Genomic DNA, 14,717 nt, shown 5'->3' with positions numbered 1-14,717 from the left:
TCGATGACGATGGCGACTACAAGGAACATTCACCATGAGTCAGCCATCCCCCACCACTATCTCGGTACAGACGCATCGCGTTTCTCGCCGTGCCCTCCTGGGCCTTTTGGGCCCGGCATTCGTTGCGGCCATCGCGTATGTAGATCCTGGGAATGTGGCGGCTAACCTCACTGCTGGCGCAAAGTACGGCTACCTACTGGTGTGGGTCCTCGTCGCGGCAAATGTGATGGCGATGCTGATCCAATACCAATCAGCGAAACTTGGAATTGTGACCGGGAAGTCGCTACCCGAACTGCTCGGCGAACGCCTTCCGCAAACGGCTCGGCGCGCCTACTGGCTCCAAGCGGAACTCGTTGCCGCCGCTACCGATATCGCCGAAGTTGTTGGTGGGGCGCTAGCCCTATGGCTATTGTTCGGCATTCCACTGCCGCTGGGTGCCTGCATTGTTGGGGTCATCTCCATGATCCTGCTCCTCGCCCAGGGAAATAACCGCCAGCGCTCCTTTGAACTAATCATTGTTTTCCTCCTGGCGATCGTGACAGTAGGTTTTTTGACCGGGTTAGTCTTCAGCCCGCCCGACGCCGGTGGCGTAGTTGCCGGGTTAATCCCGCGCTTCGCGGGCCCGGACACTGTACTGCTAGCCGCGAGCATGTTGGGCGCAACGGTGATGCCACATGCGATCTACGTACATTCGGCGCTGTCCCGAGACCGGCACCGCCCCAGCCCTCACGTCCACGTCCCCCCAGCCGCCGTTGCACGACTTTTGACAGCCACTCGAGTGGACGTTTTAGCCGCATTGGCGCTGGCTGGCGTGGTAAATATTGGCATGCTGCTCTTGGCAGCATCCACCTTGGGTGGTCAAGACGGTACTGATAGCATCCCGGGTGCACACGCTGCGATCGTAGCTAGCTTGGGCCCGGTGGTGGGAGTCATTTTTGCCGTAGGTCTATTGGCTTCCGGACTCGCTTCAACCTCCGTTGGTTGTTACGCCGGCGCCACAATTATGGCTGGGCTACTAAAAATCCGTATTCCGCTTTTGGCCCGCCGAGTGGCAACACTATTGCCTGCGATCGTCCTACTGGCGCTTGGAGTGGATCCCACTTGGGCGCTCGTTTTGAGCCAGGTAGTGCTCAGTTTTGGGATTCCCTTTGTTCTAATTCCACTGATTCGGTTGACGGGAAACGCTGAAATTATGGGCAAATTTGTGGACCGTTGGCCGCTGCGCATTGCTGCCATGACCAGCGCAGCACTCGTAGTGGGGCTCAACGGGGTTCTGTTGTGGCTCACCGTGGTTGGCTCCTAAACCCGGTAGGCTGGAACTCGTGAAGACCCCTGTTACCTCATCCTCAATAGAGGACTACGTGAAGGTCATTTACAGCTACACGGAGTGGCAGGAAAAACCCATCACTTCCTCCCAACTAGCTGTCAGACTAGGGGTGGCCAACTCCTCGGTATCGGAGATGGTGCGCAAACTCAAGGAGCAAGGCCTAGTTGATCACCAGCCTTATAGTGCCGTAACACTGACTCCAGAGGGCCTCCGCTTAGCCTTGGCTATGGTTCGGCGGCACCGTTTGATTGAAACGTTCCTAGTTCAGGAACTTGGTTACAGTTGGGACCAAGTTCATGACGAGGCCGAGCAGCTGGAGCATGCTGTCTCTGACACCTTTATTGACCGGATGGCTGAAAAGCTCGGCAACCCCGCCAGGGACCCCCACGGCGATCCCATCCCAAGCGCCGACGGAACCATCATTGTCCCGCCTGCTCACCAACTGTCCGCGCTCGATGCCGGCCACCTGGGGCAAATCACTCGCATCAGCGACGAGAATCCTGATCTCCTGCGCTACCTTGCCGAAGAATCCATCGCCGTAGACACCAAAATTGAACTAATTGGTCGCCGTCCCTTTGGTGGGCCACTCATGATTGGCATCGGCACTGGTAGGGACCGCCGCGAAATTGATCTTAGCGATAGTATAGGCGCCGCTCTCTGGGTTAGCAGCACCACTGCACATGCTGGCTGCACGCTTTCGGAGGCAATCAGTCCTGCCAGACACTCCGCTGAGAGCACCAAAGCGTGAAGGGCCAAGTGCTGACTGCAGTAGGCGGGCACTCTCGCCGTACTTGGCTCGCCGTCGCCGTAGGTGGCTTCATAGGCACCGAGATACGTTACGGGCTGAGTCTCTTAGAACCGCACACCACCGGAATCCCCTGGATCACCCTGGCCATCAACGTTGGGGGTAGCTTTGTCCTGGCTGTCTTGAGCACGTGGTGGATAGCCCGCCCCGGAACAGCCATGTGGATTCGTGCAGGCATCGGCCCCGGGACCCTAGGCTCGTTCACAACATTTTCCGCTGTGGCCTTGAGTCTGAATACCTTTGCCAGCACGGGGAGGATCGGCTTATTTTTGGGCTATTTGGGGCTTTCACTCGTCCTGGGGTTAGCGGCGGCCGGTGCAGGTTGGATCACAGGGCAACGCATAGGCGCTGGCACAAGCCCTCTAGATTCTGACAACCCAGCCCTGGGCGCCCCAAGCAAAGATCAAATTCCGAGGGGCCGGGCATGAATCCCTTGCTGCTGACTCTCGTGATCGGCTTCGCGGGCACACTTGGGACGCTCGTCCGGTTTGCTCTGGACGGTTACTTCGCGTCCAACCACCCGCATCATCGGCACTGGCCGTGGGCAACGTTCTGGGTCAATGCGGTTGGTTCGTTACTGATCGGCCTAGCGTTTGGGTGGGCTCATTCCGGGCACCTAAGCAGTGGCTGGCAGCTTGTCATCAGCACCGGTTTGGCTGGTGGTCTGACCACGTTTAGCTCATGGACTACTGCAACTGTGCGTCTCATCAGTGAAAAACGCGTTGTGGGTGCCGTGCTGAATGTCGGCGCCAACTTGCTCGTAGGCATCACTGCTGCTGGAGTGGGGATCCTGCTGGGTGAGCTGCTCTAATGCGCCCGCCGGTACAAGTAGAAACCCAAAGCCACATGCACCACAGCCAGAATGGTCATCACCAGCGCCAATACCGGTAGGGAAGCCAAAAGCAGCAACAGTGCCGCGACTAAAAAGAGGCCCAAGGTGGCGACTGGCAGCAGAGGCCAGCTCAACCGTCGTCGTGCTTTAGGTGCCAAGAACCCTCCCCAGACACTGACCACAATCGCCGCGACAACCAGGCCAAGAACAATTCCCCACGGGCCTGGGACCAAACGAATCATTGAGAATCCGAAGGCGGCCAGCATGGCCACTTCGAGGACAAAAGACAGCACCGCATGGAAGACGTCTAGAGGCTTCAACTGCAGAACTAGAGTGTTTCGTTGGCGTCGTCTGCGCTGCTCCACGTCTGGTGTCCCCCTTGGCTTGGGTAAGAATCACGGATATATGAATCCTACCCAAGCGCCTACCAGCGGTGAGCTACATCTATCACCACGCGGCTGCCTGCGCCAGGGCCATCCAAGGTGAAGACCCTAAACGGAAGCCTGGCCCGCACGCCCAGCCCCAAGGTAGTTTGCCCCTCGAAAGAACCAGCAAATGCTACTTGGCGGAACGTTTGGTAGCCCAAGACGCTGGTGAGTTCTTTGCGGTTAATGGGGTTGTACGAGGAAGCCCCCGTTGACGTGTACGCCGGAGCTCTGAGCACAACGTTCAAAAAGGCACCACCCCGCAAAGGAACCACTAGTCCCGATCCTTCTTGGTGCACGGCTGACACGTAGCTCACGGAGTAGCCAGCGCCCTTGCCGGAAATGTCGATCACCAGACGGTCAAAACAGTCATGGTGGCCGGTGCGTACATTCGTTAGGGCAGCGGTAGTTGAATGCTGCTGCGTTTTGGTGAGCGACCCCCAATCCACGCTACAGCTGACCGTTGCTCCGTTTGCCGGAGCCGAGACCACGCCAAGACCACCCGTGAGCAAGACGGCTGCGGCGATGAACCTCCATACTTTTTTCATGATTTCCACCTCACTGAGCGATTAGATAGCGCCAGACTAATCCCGTTCTGAGAACAAGGATCCGGTGGAAAATGGATGCACCAGAATCGTTATGGGTGTTATAAACCGGTGATGCTAAGGCACGAATATCATGCAAGGTCAGAGCGCTAAGGGGATCTTTTATGTTGCAAATTAGCTCGCCTATGGTGCACCCGCTTTCGAAGCGTAGTCCCACCCGTAATCTTCTCTGCGGACACAAAGAAAGCCCCCAGATCAAAAGGATCTGAGGGCTTTCAAAATGTGGAGATGGGGGGAATTGAACCCCCGTCCGATGTGGTGTTGCCAGGGCTTCTCCGGGCGCAGTTTGCGTCGGATTTTCTCGGCCCCGGCCATCCTGCAAACAGGTAGCCGATCCGGGCCCAGTCATCTAAAAGTCCCAGCTACTCCAATGACAAAAGTAACTAGCAGTGGCTATCTTAATGACGCCAGTATCCGGAGCGATAGCATCCCCGGGCTGACGGACTGTCTTACTGCTTAGGCAGCGAGAGCGAAGTCAGTGCGCTTTGATTCGGCACTTATTGGTTTGCAGACAGCGTTTACGAGATAATTCTGCATCCTCGGCCCGCTTCACCTGGCGCGACGAACACCGTCGAAACCGATCATCCCCGTATTTTGTTACCAATACCTGACGTGCACCGAAGTGTCCAGCAGGACTTTTCAGTATAGCGCGGCACAGGGCACCCCGCCACCTCAGCCGGCAGAACGGCGCAGGCCTTGAGGAAACAAACTGCCCTTGGCCTTCCAGCCAGGAATCTTAGCTACCGCGGTTTTTTTCGCGCATGGCGCGCAACGCCTCGCGCTTGTCCTGTTGCTCACGCAGCGTTTGGCGCTTGTCATAGTCCTTTTTACCCCGGGCAATGCCAATCTCAACCTTGGCCCGGCCATCTACGAAGTACAGCTGAAGCGGCACTATCGTAAAACCGGATTCACGAATCTTGTGGCTGATTTTGATGAGCTCTTCGCGATGCAAAAGCAGCTTCCGGCGCCGGCGTGCTGCGTGGTTGGTCCAGCTGCCTTGGTTGTACTCCGGGATGTGGATGCCTTCCATCCACAACTCATCGTTGTAGAAGGTGCAAAAACCATCAACCATTGAGGCATGGCCTTCACGCAAGGACTTCACCTCGGTCCCCATGAGGGCAATACCAGCCTCATAGGTATCAAGAACGTGGTAGTCGTGCCGGGCCTTGCGGTTGGTGGCCACTACCTTCCGGCCACTCTCTCTGGGCACGGTAAAACTCCTTAGAACGAATTGATTCCCACTAGTTTACGCGCAGAAAACCTAGAGCAGGGTCATGGGGTCAGCCGGCGAGCCATTAAGCCACGTCTCGAAGTGGGCATGGCAACCAGTGGAGTTACCTGTGGTGCCCGAATAGGCAATGAGCTGACCTTGGCTGACGCGCATCCCGGGAGAGACCACAACACTGCTGTTGTGGTAGTAAACCGTGGTCAAGGAGTTGCCTTGGACAACTCCGTGCGAGATCATCACCGTGTTGCCGCCACCGTAATTGGTCCAGCCACCCACGGTGACCTCACCAGCCGCTGCAGCGTACACCGGGGTGCCACATGCCGCACCGAAGTCGATACCGGTGTGCATGTATCCACCGGTGCCATAGAAGTCGATGGTGCCAGGCGGTGTTGCGCGCCAACCGAACCCGGAGGTGATGGGAATGTCACCACTGAACGGGTGCCGGAGACCAAAGGCCGACGGCGAACCCTGGCTTGGGGTGTAGGCCGGCGGGGTCGGCGGGGCCGGCGGAGCTGCTTGTCCGGCTTTTGCCGCTGCGGCCTCCGCAGCAGCTTGTGCTGCCGCAGCGGCTGCGGCAGCCTCGGCAGCTTTGCGGCGCTGTTCTGCTTCCCAAGCTTCGCGAAGCTTACGATCGCGTTCCTTGATCTGCGCTGCAACTTCGTTTTGCGCACTTTGAACACTGGCAAGTTTCTTCTGGATGCCAGGTTTAGCAGCTTGAAGTTGGTTGTTCAGCGCGGTGGTGTCTGAAACAAGTTTGTCCACAGCGGCCTTTTTTGACGCTGCATCATCACGCGCTGCCTGCTCACGAGCAAGTGCAGCGTCGGCCTTAGCTTTAAGGTCTTTGATCTCAGCCTCAACGGCAACAAGACGGGCTTGTGAGTTCACGTTGGTGGCGTTCTGCTGGGACAACTTGTCCATGGCAGAGTTTTGAGCTCGCAACGCTTGATCAGCAAGATCCATGGTGTCAGTCAAAGATCCAGTGCCGTCTGCTCCGAAAAAGAGTGACAGATCAGAGGGCACTCCCCCGGACTTATAAGCCTGCGATGCGATCTGACCGATGAGCTTTTTGGTTGACGCCAGCTTCTGCTTGTCCGTGTTCATCTGCTCGGTGATTTTGGCTTTGTTCTGCTGAGCCATATCTACTCGAGCCGCCATGGCCTGAACTTCGGAGGTAGCGGTGGCTACGCGGCCTTGGGCTGCAAGGAGGGCCTGCTGGGCGCCGGGAAGCTGTCCTTGGTACACCACCAAGTCGCCGGCAGCCTTGGCAATCTTGGCATCAACGAACTCGAGAGAATCTTGAACCCTTGCTGCCTGATCCTGAAGAGCCTTCTGTTGATCTTCTAAACTATCCGCATGCGCTGCTGGCACAGCTCCAAGGCTGAGGGTCAACGTAAGGACTAGAGCAGAACCCATCACCTGGCTTGCCCGGCGAACAGCCCTACGTGAAGTGCTGCGAACAGCGCCGCTGCCCTTGAATGCGCGCATCGAATAATCCTTTATGGAGATCATGTCTAAACCTTCAGATAACGTCGCAGCGTCAACAACGAGGAAACGCCAGCCAAGAGGACACCTAGGGCAATCAACGCGGGAGCCAAAATCAACGTTTGGCCAGCCGAGATAAACGCAGTCTGGGGGTACTGCTTGGCAAGGACTTCGCCAAGGAAGAAGTGCGCTACTGCCCAAAGCGTAGCCGAGGCCAACACTGCGCCAATCACTGCTGCAATAACACCTTCAAGAACAAACGGCAGTTGGATCACGGTTTTGGAGGCACCCACCAACCGCATAATTCCCGTCTCGCGCCTACGGCTATAGGCCGAAAGCCGAATGGTGGTGGCAATCAGCAAGATGGCGCAGACGATCATCACACCGGCAATCGTCACCGCTACCAGGGACGCTGCATTCATCGCAGAAAACAGCTTCTCTAGCAATTGACGCTGGTCCGTCACGGACTCAACGCCTGGCTGAGAAGAGAACGTCTCAGAGATGATCTGGTACTTCTGCGGGTCTTTCAGGTTGATCCGGAACGAAGAAGGCAGCTGGTCTGCAGTGACCGAGTCAACGATCGGTGAATTGGAGAACTGCTCCTTGAAGTGCTTAAAAGCCTCATCCTGGGACTCAAACTGGAAGTCGTTGACGTACTGCTTGACGTTGTCAGACTCCAAGAGTTTTTGCAGATTATCTTTCTGCTCCGCAGTCACCGGCCCGCTCGCGCAACCAGTCGCCGTCGAACCGTCACTGCACAGGAAAATGGCAACCTGGACCTTGTCGTACCAGAAGCCTTTCATCTGGTTGATCTGCAATTGCAACATCCCCGCGGCGCCCACAAATGTTAGCGACACAAAGGTCACAAGAATGACAGAAACCACCATGGATAGGTTGCGCCGCAGGCCCCCGCCGATTTCACCGAGGATAAACGCGAGCCTCACTTCTGGCCCTCCTCATCGGTGCGGTTCGAACCCGTTGAACTGTCTGAACCTTTTGAACGGCTTGGGTCCGTTGACCGGTCGGTGGAGCGCGAACCGGAATCCGGACGTTCCCCACGAGCGCTGACCACCGGGACCATCGACGTGTACAAAGCCTTCGCTTCGTCACGGACAACCAAACCATTTTTTAGCTCGATCACACGCCGGCGCATTTCGTTGACAATATCGTCGTCGTGCGTGGCCATAACAACCGTGGTGCCGTTCTGATTAATCTTGTCCAAAACAGCCATAATCCCCATCGAAGTGGTGGGGTCAAGGTTTCCAGTGGGCTCGTCAGCGAGCAGAATGCCCGGCTTATTGACGACGGCGCGGGCGATCGCCACGCGCTGCTGCTCACCACCAGAAAGTTCGTGAGGCATACGGCGTTCTTTGCCCTCAAGACCAACCGTCTTAAGCACCTCAGGCACTGTCTCGCGGATAACTGCTCGACTCTTCCCAATGACCTGCATAGCGAAGGCCACATTGGCGAAGACATTTTTTTGCGGCAACAAGCGGAAATCCTGGAACACCACACCGATGCCACGGCGCAGCTTGGGCACACGCCAGCTGGAGATGTTGTCCACGTTTTGCCCGGCGACATAGACGGACCCGGAGGTGGCACGGTCCTCTTTGAGGACCAAGCGCAGGAACGTGGACTTACCTGAACCGGAAGCCCCGACGAGGAAGGTAAATTCGCCTCGGTCGATCTCTAGGCTCACCGAATCCAGTGCAGGACGCGCCTTTTGGTCATAGACCTTGGTGACATTTTCGAAACGAATCATGACTCTTCGTAAACCCGGCAGGAGAGCGCAAAAAATTGCCCTGTCCAGCTACCGGTGCTCGGGCTTTCGCTTGGGGGAAGTAGGCTCCGGCCTTTCGACTATAGGCATTGAACCCACCCTTGGCCCCCGTTTAGCGCGGTGTGTCGCCTAATCGGTGATCAACCGTGACTACTCGGCCGCGTTGCGATTATCCGCGCGCCAGCGAATGCCTGCGTCAATAAAGTCATCAATGTCGCCGTCCAAGACCGCGGAGGTGTTACCGACTTCGAAGTTAGTCCGTAAGTCCTTGACCATCTGGTACGGGTTGAGAACGTAGGAACGCATCTGGTCCCCCCAGGACGCCTTGATGTCTCCAGCGAAGGCTTTCTTCTCAGCGTCTTCCTGCTCTTTTTTGAGTAGCAGAAGCCGCGACTGAAGGACCCGCATGGCTGCTGCACGGTTCTGCAATTGCGATTTCTCGTTTTGCATGGACACCACGGTGCCGGTGGGAATGTGTGTCAACCGGACAGCTGAGTCAGTGGTGTTCACGGACTGTCCGCCGGGGCCAGATGAGCGGAACACGTCAACACGGATTTCATTGTCCGGGATCTCGATCGAGTCTGTTTGCTCAATCAGAGGAATAACCTCCACCGCGGCGAAGGACGTCTGCCGGCGACCCTGGTTGTCAAAAGGACTGATCCGAACCAAACGATGTGTCCCTGCTTCAACGCTCAAAGTTCCAAAGGCATAAGGCGCTTTGACCTCGAAGGTGGCGGACTTGAGCCCAGCCTCTTCGGCATAGGAAGTGTCCATCACGGTGGTGGGATAGCCATGGCGCTCCGCCCAGCGTAGGTACATACGCATCAACATCTCGGCAAAGTCAGCTGCATCAACGCCACCGGCACCGGAGCGAATAGTTACTACGGCTTCGCGCGAATCGTATTCGCCGGCCAGCAGCGTCACGATTTCTAGCTGAGCCAGCGACTTACGGATCGATTCCAGTTCCGCAGCGGCCTCATCCATCGAATCTGAGTCGTCTTCGTCTTGGCCCAGTTCAACCAAAACTTCAAGGTCATCGATTCGGTCAGCCAGAGTAGTGAGACGTTCGAGTTCGCTCTGGCGGTGAGAGAGCTTTGAGGTCACGATTTGGGCTGCCGCAGGGTCATCCCAAAGATCAGGGGCACCAGCCTGATCGGACAAGTCTTCAATATCCTCACGGATTTGTTCGACGTTGGAGACCTGTTCGATGGAGGTGTACGTGCTTCGTAATGCGCGGATTTCCGCGGGAAAATCTATGGCAGCCATGGTCAATCCAGCCTACGCTATAGCAGCGCGTGGCGTGTTTATCGCACCAGCCTAGACCGCGCCGTCGAGCTCGCTTCAATTCTGATCCCGTCTGGGATGAGAAAGTTCACTACTGGTGGATGTACGACGGCGGTGAGGACAACGTTCGCAGTTCGTCCGTCGGTGCTGCCGGTCCTTGGGTCAAGAGCAAGGGCGTTAAAGCGGACCGTGGCGTTGTCCTTAACCAGAAAATCTTGGGCCGAGTTGTAGACGCGTTGCGAGTTCAATTCCGCCACCGGTGAAGAGCCGCCTTGATTTTGGCCAAGGGAATAGCTGTCCGCTGCGGCTACTGCAGCACTGTCAGCAACCGAAAGCAGTTTCTTGTGCTCGATGTACACATTCGAGATGGCCATAACAACGGTTGCCAGAAGTAGTGAAAGGAGCACGTACCCAATGATCATGACCATCAGCTGGCCGCCTTCGTTGGATCGCTCTCCGTCCTTGGTGTTTGTTGACGGGGTGAGAGCTTCTCGAATTTTGGGACTCATCACCGGAAACGTCCCACGATTTGGCTCGCCGATGACGAGACCTTCCCGACGTTGAGACGGTTGCCGTTATCAAAGGGCATCAATGGCAGTGGAACGCTCAGATCCAAACTCACGGTCACGATCGAACCAGAATCTGAACAACTGCCCGGGGCGCACGTAATTGACATACTGCCTGCTTCTTGACCGAACCCGTGGTCCGCGAGCGCAAGCATTGCCGCTTGCTGTGCGGCTACTCTTCCATCTGCAGGGTTGGCCTGGGCGACGTAAACCTTGGCAGCTTGATCCGTGGCGCCAACCGCAGCAAATGAAGCGGCCTGAAGTTGAGCCACGGTCAAGATGAAGTACACCACTGGAACCATAAGCAGCACGGACAAAAAGGTGAACTCAACAATGGCGTTGCCAGCCTGGTTCGCGGCGGTGGCCCGTCCGTGTGCATCGCGGCCCAGCGCGAGTAGGAGCCGATGTTTGAAGCGTTCAACGCTAGCGCTGCACTGCTGCATGCCCTGTCACCTCCAGCGCCGCACTAGGACCAATGAGGCCAATGACAGGCAGCGGGGCAGAAATCCTAACTTCCATGGTTCTTACCCCCTGGTATTCAGTCTCTGACACCGTAACGTCTTGAGCGAAGTCCGCATTCAGTGCCGAAGTTGTTAAGTCCTTAGCGCGTTGAACCGCATCGGCGGGGCCTCGGTCAGCGAGCGTTCCGTACCGCGCACCGGAAGCCGCAGCATCAATCAGAGTGTTCCGGATATGGAGAACAAGCGTGAGCTGAATAATCGCCAAAAAGAACATGGTGAGCAGCGCTCCAACGAGGACAAAGTCCACAACGGCAGAGCCCCGCTCCGAATCCCGGCTGGCCGTAGATAAAGTCCCCTTGAGGAACTTATTTCTTGCCGACACTATCCATTGCCTGATTGAACAACCCTTCCAATGCGGGGCCGGCGATCGCTAGCAAGAGTGCCACGAGAGCGGCAGACATCAGTGTGATCATGACCCAACCGGGAACATCGCCGCGTTCGCTGTTTTCAGTCCGGTCCAGCGGGCTTGTATTTGCTCCGGGCACGGACTGACCCAGCGATCCGTTCAGTCCGAGTAGTGCAGTGAGTGCGAGGGCGATCAGTTGAGCTGACGCCCGGTACATGGTCAAGGTAGTTTGCGTGATTGTTTGGATTTTCATGGTTTCTTTCCTTGCTAGTGATGAGATTTAATCTGATTTTTGAAATCCGGTTAGCCCGTTAGGGATTGAGCGAGATGGCAGCAATACCAGGGAATATTGCGAAAATGACGGTCAGCGGCAATACCCCGAAAACGAGCGGAACCATCATGGCAATTTCTTTTTTGCCCGCAGATTCCATCAGCTCGCGTTTGGACATGTCACGCACATCCTGCGCTTGAGCTCGTAAAACCTCGGCTAGTGGGGTCCCTCGCTCCACGGCCACAACGATCCCGTCGACAAACCGCACAAGCGGCGCAAGGTCAGTGCGTCTGGAAAAGTCCTGGAGCGCCTCAACAAGTGGTTTTCCCGCCCGAGTTTGAGCCAAAATTTCCGCGAATTCCGAGGCCAACTCGCCCTTGGCCGAACGGCATATCCGCTCCAAGGCGCCGGTGGCGCTCTCCCCCGCACTGACTGCGAGCGCCATTAGTTCCGCCAGACTAGGAAATTCTGAGAGCATCCTGGCTTCACGGCGTCGGATGGTCACCCCTAAGACATAGTCGCGCGCTACAAACCCGGCTAAGGCGCTTCCCACCACGGCTATAACCGCTATTAAGGGATTGAATCGGCCTGCCGCGGCCGAACTCACAATGGCCACTACGCCCACGACAAATCCCGCTCCTGCCCAGAGCAGCTGTTCTGCCCGGAAGTCCACTGCGCTCTTTTTGATGCCAGCTTGGGCTAGGCGTCGGCTAAGTGCCGAGGCGCCTGTATTAAACCGTGCCATCCAGTGGACTGCGTCCCGGAGCGCGGGAGCAAGAATCCGTTCCAGGGCGCCGAAAGGTGTGATGTTCTGTTTCGCCGTCCGGAGTAACCGAGACTCGTTACTGGCTGAACGCAGCTGCGGGGCAATGCGGTCTGTGAACGTAGTGGCTCGCATAAACGGCAGCCTGACCATCACCAGCCAGAGCCCACCTCCCAGGACAACCCCACAAAATACCGCTGACGCGTTCAGCGCACTCACCGGAGCACCCGCTCATCTTCTGGGAGGGCACCAATCCGCAGCATCACGCGATAGCAGACCACGGAGATCACTAAGCCGCCAACAAGGACAAGCAAACCGAGGGTGGAGCTGTAGGCTGTCACTGCCTCGCGCCGCGAAGCCATCAGCAGCAGAACTATCCATGGTGCCGCAACAGCAAGTCTGGCGGCGTTTACTGTCCACGACTGGCGCGCTTCAAGCTCGCTCCGGGTTCTGCCACTATCACGCAGGAATTCTGCGAGGGTGCCCAAGAGCCGGCCCAGGTCTGAACCGCCGACCTCCCTTGTCAGACGCAAAGCTTCAATGATCCGGTCTGCCACTGGGTCAGCAATGCGAGCCTTCAGGAGCGTGAGCGACTGATCGAACTGCCCACCTGAACGGTAGTCAGCAGCGAACTCCAAGAAGAGGGGCCTCAACTCCTCCGGACCTTTGGTGCCCAATTGCATCAGCGCTTCCGGAAGTGAGAGACCAGCCCGGATGGCGGAGCGGAGGTGGTCAACGACGTCGGGCCATAGCTGGCGTAGCACGGCCGTGCGCTTTTTGGCCCGCCAGCTCACTAAAGCCAGCGGGAGCCACCCGCCGAATAGGCCAAAGCACGCAGCGATCTGCCACGAGCGTGTGAAAACAAAGAAAACCAAAAGCACCACAAGCCCGACTGCGAAGCAGGAGACGATTAGGCCCGTTGCGCTGACCCGTTCGATCCCGGCGCTCAGGAGCATCAATTCGAGCCGTGATGGTTTAGCGTCACGTTTTGGCTTTGCGGGCACAGCCCAAAATGACCACCAGATCAGGAAGAGCCCGGCACCAAAAAGAAGCCCCCAAGCCGCCGACATTAGCGAACCTCCAAAAGCGAGGCTGCGTCGTAACCTGCCAATGCAAGCTTGTCTGCTGAAGGCAGCCCAGTCCCGGTTGGGGCTAGTTCGCCATCTTTGATTGAGAACACCATGGTGGACTCAATCACACCGTTTTCGACTCGACGTCCCAACGCGAGTATTTCCGATACTCGCCGGCGCCCGTTAGCGAGTCGCGTGCAGTGCACTACTAAGTCAACACAGGACGCTACGGTGGGCACCACAAAGTGGCTGGATATGTTGGCTCCGGCTAGCAGCGGCAGGGTACAGATCTTGGTGACAGCGTCATGCGCGGAGTTCGCGTGGACCGTACACATCCCAGGCAGGCCACTGTTCAAGGCGATCAGCATGTCTAGGCTCTCGGCTTCACGAACCTCTCCCACGATCAGCCGGTCGGGCCGCATACGCAGAGCTTCTTTAACTAGCCTGCGTAGCGGAATCTCTCCTTCACCTTCGAGGTTTGCCTGCCGGCATTGGAGGCCCACTACATCGCGGAGTGGAAGCTTGAGCTCAAAAATTTCTTCAACAGTGACCACACGTTCACGCGAGCCAATGCTGGCGGCAAGGCAATTGAGCATGGTGGTCTTCCCCGCTTGAGTAGCTCCCGAGACCAGTACGTTCAAGCCGCTACTCACGGCCGCTCCGAGGAAGCGTGCGGCCTGCGGGGTGAGTGTGCCGAATTCCACAAGGTGTTCAAGCCGGGTTGCTTTGACCACGAACTTTCTAATATTTACTGCCCAATGCCGGCGGGTGACATCGGGGATCACGACGTGGAGACGGGAACCATCAGGCAATGCCGCATCCACAAAGGGCGAGGAGAGGTCCAGTCGTCTGCCGGAACTCTTCAGCATCCGTTCCACGAGGTCTTTGACCTGCTGGTCCGTCAGCGAAATGGAAGTCAGTTCAGACTCACCGTTACGCGCCACGAATATTTCATGAGGCGCGTTGAGCCAAATTTCTTCAATGCTGGGATCGTCCAAGAGCGGTTGCAGGGCCCCAAACCCGGCAACAGCATCGAATACTTGGCGGCGCACGGTCTCTGCGTGTCCCAATGGTGGCACCGCTCCCAGCATCGAGCGTTCGTCGTAGTCGCTAACCGCCGCCTCAACCAGACGACGAACGTCGCTCGCTTGCGTCAGAGGATCTAGGCCACGCCGTCTAATCAGCTCACGGACCTCATCCTCGACAATAGCTATTGCATCCACGTTTCCCCCGTACGTCTTGCGCCGTCGACCTGCTGGCATGTCCCCTATTAGCCAACACGGTAAGCCAGCACAGAGCTGAATAAAAGTCATACGAGATTGCCTGTGGAAAACAACCAACTCAGAAGTCGATCGATGCGCCGTTCGTTTAGTCACTCGAGTCACATGGATCACTCTGGTCACATCAGGCGC

At 57.1% G+C, this 14,717-nt stretch carries 18 protein-coding genes and 1 other RNA gene; 4 read left to right on the top strand and 15 right to left on the bottom strand.

Annotation, left to right across the window (positions count from 1 at the left end; all coding sequences use genetic code 11):
- The first annotated feature begins 34 nt into the window (after positions 1 to 34).
- Genes ACQQCD_RS01635 through ACQQCD_RS01620 form a run of 4 tightly spaced genes read left to right on the top strand, consistent with a single transcriptional unit; the run spans position 35 to position 2,943 of the window.
- Positions 35 to 1,303 carry an Nramp family divalent metal transporter gene (locus ACQQCD_RS01635; RefSeq protein ID WP_430266645.1) on the top strand — a complete coding sequence of 423 codons (1,269 nt, stop codon included), beginning with the start codon at positions 35 to 37 and terminating at the stop codon, positions 1,301 to 1,303.
- A 19-nt stretch (positions 1,304 to 1,322) separates the two neighbouring features.
- Complete coding sequence (locus ACQQCD_RS01630; RefSeq protein WP_430266644.1) at positions 1,323 to 2,075, top strand: metal-dependent transcriptional regulator; 753 nt, start codon at positions 1,323 to 1,325, stop codon at positions 2,073 to 2,075.
- An 8-nt stretch (positions 2,076 to 2,083) separates the two neighbouring features.
- Complete coding sequence (locus tag ACQQCD_RS01625) at positions 2,084 to 2,560, top strand: fluoride efflux transporter FluC (RefSeq protein ID WP_430266643.1); 477 nt, start codon at positions 2,084 to 2,086, stop codon at positions 2,558 to 2,560.
- Positions 2,557 to 2,943: a fluoride efflux transporter FluC gene (locus ACQQCD_RS01620; protein ID WP_430266642.1), complete on the top strand. Its 387-nt coding sequence runs from the start codon at positions 2,557 to 2,559 to the stop codon at positions 2,941 to 2,943. Before ACQQCD_RS01625 ends, ACQQCD_RS01620 begins: the two co-directional genes overlap by 4 nt.
- On the opposite strand, the gene ACQQCD_RS01615 is transcribed toward ACQQCD_RS01620, so the two are convergent.
- The 15 genes from ACQQCD_RS01615 to ACQQCD_RS01545 all read right to left on the bottom strand — a co-directional run bounded on the left by ACQQCD_RS01615 (position 2,940) and on the right by ACQQCD_RS01545 (position 14,528).
- On the bottom strand, positions 2,940 to 3,329 hold the full coding sequence (locus ACQQCD_RS01615) for a YrdB family protein (protein ID WP_430266641.1): 390 nt from the start codon (positions 3,327 to 3,329) through the stop codon (positions 2,940 to 2,942). The genes ACQQCD_RS01620 and ACQQCD_RS01615 overlap by 4 nt on opposite strands.
- Positions 3,330 to 3,388: 59 nt before the next feature.
- Complete coding sequence (locus ACQQCD_RS01610) at positions 3,389 to 3,937, bottom strand: AMIN-like domain-containing (lipo)protein (protein WP_430266640.1); 549 nt, start codon at positions 3,935 to 3,937, stop codon at positions 3,389 to 3,391.
- Positions 3,938 to 4,214: 277 nt separating this feature from the next.
- Positions 4,215 to 4,583: a transfer-messenger RNA gene (ssrA, locus tag ACQQCD_RS01605) on the bottom strand.
- 147 nt (positions 4,584 to 4,730) lie between these two features.
- Entirely contained in the window at positions 4,731 to 5,204 is a 474-nt protein-coding gene (gene smpB / locus ACQQCD_RS01600) for an SsrA-binding protein SmpB (RefSeq protein ID WP_430266639.1), read from the bottom strand.
- A gap of 51 nt (positions 5,205 to 5,255) precedes the next feature.
- The gene (locus tag ACQQCD_RS01595; RefSeq protein ID WP_430266730.1) at positions 5,256 to 6,635 is read right to left on the bottom strand and encodes a peptidoglycan DD-metalloendopeptidase family protein; all 1,380 of its coding nucleotides are present in this window, start codon (positions 6,633 to 6,635) and stop codon (positions 5,256 to 5,258) included.
- 98 nt (positions 6,636 to 6,733) lie between these two features.
- Positions 6,734 to 7,648, bottom strand: coding sequence for a permease-like cell division protein FtsX (gene ftsX, locus ACQQCD_RS01590; RefSeq protein ID WP_430266638.1), 915 nt, complete (start codon positions 7,646 to 7,648; stop codon positions 6,734 to 6,736).
- Complete coding sequence (gene ftsE, locus ACQQCD_RS01585; RefSeq protein WP_430266637.1) at positions 7,645 to 8,466, bottom strand: cell division ATP-binding protein FtsE; 822 nt, start codon at positions 8,464 to 8,466, stop codon at positions 7,645 to 7,647. Before ftsE ends, ftsX begins: the two co-directional genes overlap by 4 nt.
- A 168-nt stretch (positions 8,467 to 8,634) precedes the next feature.
- On the bottom strand, positions 8,635 to 9,750 hold the full coding sequence (gene prfB / locus ACQQCD_RS01580; protein WP_430266636.1) for a peptide chain release factor 2: 1,116 nt from the start codon (positions 9,748 to 9,750) through the stop codon (positions 8,635 to 8,637).
- Positions 9,751 to 9,788: 38 nt separating this feature from the next.
- Positions 9,789 to 10,277 carry a pilus assembly protein TadG-related protein gene (locus tag ACQQCD_RS01575; RefSeq protein ID WP_430266635.1) on the bottom strand — a complete coding sequence of 163 codons (489 nt, stop codon included), beginning with the start codon at positions 10,275 to 10,277 and terminating at the stop codon, positions 9,789 to 9,791.
- Positions 10,277 to 10,777, bottom strand: a complete 501-nt coding sequence (locus tag ACQQCD_RS01570; RefSeq protein WP_430266634.1) for a hypothetical protein — start codon at positions 10,775 to 10,777, stop codon at positions 10,277 to 10,279. Before ACQQCD_RS01570 ends, ACQQCD_RS01575 begins: the two co-directional genes overlap by 1 nt.
- On the bottom strand, positions 10,758 to 11,177 hold the full coding sequence (locus ACQQCD_RS01565) for a TadE/TadG family type IV pilus assembly protein (protein ID WP_430266633.1): 420 nt from the start codon (positions 11,175 to 11,177) through the stop codon (positions 10,758 to 10,760). Before ACQQCD_RS01565 ends, ACQQCD_RS01570 begins: the two co-directional genes overlap by 20 nt.
- The gene (locus ACQQCD_RS01560) at positions 11,161 to 11,454 is read right to left on the bottom strand and encodes a hypothetical protein (protein ID WP_430266632.1); all 294 of its coding nucleotides are present in this window, start codon (positions 11,452 to 11,454) and stop codon (positions 11,161 to 11,163) included. The genes ACQQCD_RS01565 and ACQQCD_RS01560 overlap by 17 nt, the downstream gene beginning before the upstream one ends.
- Positions 11,455 to 11,512: 58 nt before the next feature.
- The gene (locus tag ACQQCD_RS01555) at positions 11,513 to 12,388 is read right to left on the bottom strand and encodes a type II secretion system F family protein (protein WP_430266729.1); all 876 of its coding nucleotides are present in this window, start codon (positions 12,386 to 12,388) and stop codon (positions 11,513 to 11,515) included.
- A gap of 62 nt (positions 12,389 to 12,450) precedes the next feature.
- Entirely contained in the window at positions 12,451 to 13,305 is an 855-nt protein-coding gene (locus ACQQCD_RS01550; RefSeq protein ID WP_430266631.1) for a type II secretion system F family protein, read from the bottom strand.
- Entirely contained in the window at positions 13,305 to 14,528 is a 1,224-nt protein-coding gene (locus tag ACQQCD_RS01545; RefSeq protein WP_430266630.1) for a CpaF family protein, read from the bottom strand. Before ACQQCD_RS01545 ends, ACQQCD_RS01550 begins: the two co-directional genes overlap by 1 nt.
- Positions 14,529 to 14,717 lie beyond the last annotated feature (189 nt).

The organism is Pseudarthrobacter sp. J1763 (genome assembly GCF_050490295.1).
Lineage (GTDB): Bacteria > Actinomycetota > Actinomycetes > Actinomycetales > Micrococcaceae > JBNPEO01.
Note: the sequence above shows the minus strand (reverse complement) of the source record. Positions and strands in the feature narration are given on the sequence as shown.